Genomic DNA, 1,667 nt, shown 5'->3' with positions numbered 1-1,667 from the left:
CGGAAGCGGACCTGATCGAGCAGGCCTGTGCGGGCCAGGTGATGGCAGACCAGCGAGCCGAAGCCGCCTTCGGATCCTTCCTCGATGGTGATCAGCACCGCATGGTTGCGGGCCAGGTTTTCCACCAGCGCGGTGTCGAACGGCTTGGCGAAGCGCGCATCGGCCACCGTGGGGGGCAGGCCCTGCGCAGCCAGGATATCCGCCGCCTTCAGGCATTCCCCAAGCCTCGGCCCGAGCGAGAGGATGGCAATCCCCCCTTTCTCCGCCCCGGCCTGGCGGCCCATTTCACGGATGATCCGCCCGCGCCCGATCTCCAGCACGGTGCCCGCCGCGGGCAGGTCCAGCCCCAGCCCGTTGCCGCGCGGATAACGCAGGGCGATCGGCCCTTCGTCGAATTCCACGGCCGTGGCCGTCATGTGCAGCAGTTCCACCTCGTCCGAGGGGGCCATGATGGTCATGCCCGGCAGGCAGCCCAGATACGCGATGTCGAACGCGCCGGCATGGGTCGCGCCATCAGCACCCACCAGCCCCGCGCGGTCGATGCCGAAGCGCACGGGCAGCTTCTGCAGCACCACGTCATGCATCACCTGGTCATAGGCGCGTTGCAGGAAGGTGGAATAGATGGCGCAGAACGGCCGCAGCCCCTCGCTGGCCATGCCGGCGGCAAAGGTCACGGCATGCTGTTCGGCAATGCCCACGTCGAAGAACCGTTCGGGATAGGCCTTGGCGAAGGCGTCCAGCCCGGTGCCCGAGGGCATGGCGGCTGTAATGGCGGCAATGCGGTTGTCGGTCGCGGCCCGGCGCACCAGTTCGCGCGAGAAGACCGAGGTATAGCTGGGCGGGCCGGCCGGCCCCTTGGTCTGCTCACCCGTCACCACGTTGAACTTGGCCACGGCGTGATACTTGTCGCCCGCGTTTTCCGCCGGGCGGTAGCCGTGGCCCTTCTCGGTGATCACATGCAGCAGGATGGGGCCGTTATCCGTATCGCGCAGGTTGCGCAGGATGGCGACGAGCTGGGGCAGGTCATGCCCGTCCACCGGGCCGACATAATACAGGCCCAGCTCTTCGAACAGCGTGCCGCCCGTAATCATGCCGCGGGCGTATTCGTCGGCCTTGCGGGCGGTGCGTTCGACCGGGGCGGGCAGTTTCTTGACCACCTTGCCCGCCAGTTCGCGCAGGCCCATGAACTTGCGCGAGGACATCAGCCGCGACAGGTAGTTCGACATCGCGCCCACAGGGGGGGCGATGGACATCTCGTTGTCGTTGAGGATGACGATCAGCCGCTCGGCGCCGGGGCCGGCCACGGCGGCGTTGTTCATGGCCTCATACGCCATGCCCGCGGAAATGGAGCCATCCCCGATGACCGCGATCACGTTGCGTTCGCGGTAGCTGGGGTCTTCCTCCGCACGCAGGTGGTGGGCCACGGCCATGCCCAGCCCGGCGGAAATGGAGGTGGAGGAATGCGCCGCCCCGAACGGGTCGTATGCGCTTTCGGACCGACGGGTGAAGCCCGACAGCCCGCCGGGCTGGCGCAGGGTGCGGATGCGATCGCGCCGGCCGGTCAGGATCTTGTGGGGGTAGGCCTGGTGGCCCACGTCCCAGATCACGCGGTCATCGGGGGTGTCGAACACCGCGTGCAGGGCCACCGTCAGTTCGATTACCCCAAG

General features: G+C 67.8%; 1 protein-coding gene. It reads right to left on the bottom strand.

Annotation, left to right across the window (positions count from 1 at the left end; genetic code table 11):
• The coding region (dxs, locus tag J2D77_RS17090) for a 1-deoxy-D-xylulose-5-phosphate synthase (protein WP_207847739.1) at positions 1–1,667 on the bottom strand (1,667 nt) is incomplete at both ends.

Source organism: Acetobacter garciniae (assembly GCF_017377735.1).
Lineage (GTDB): Bacteria > Pseudomonadota > Alphaproteobacteria > Acetobacterales > Acetobacteraceae > Acetobacter > Acetobacter garciniae.
This window is presented reverse-complemented; position numbering and strand designations above follow the sequence as displayed.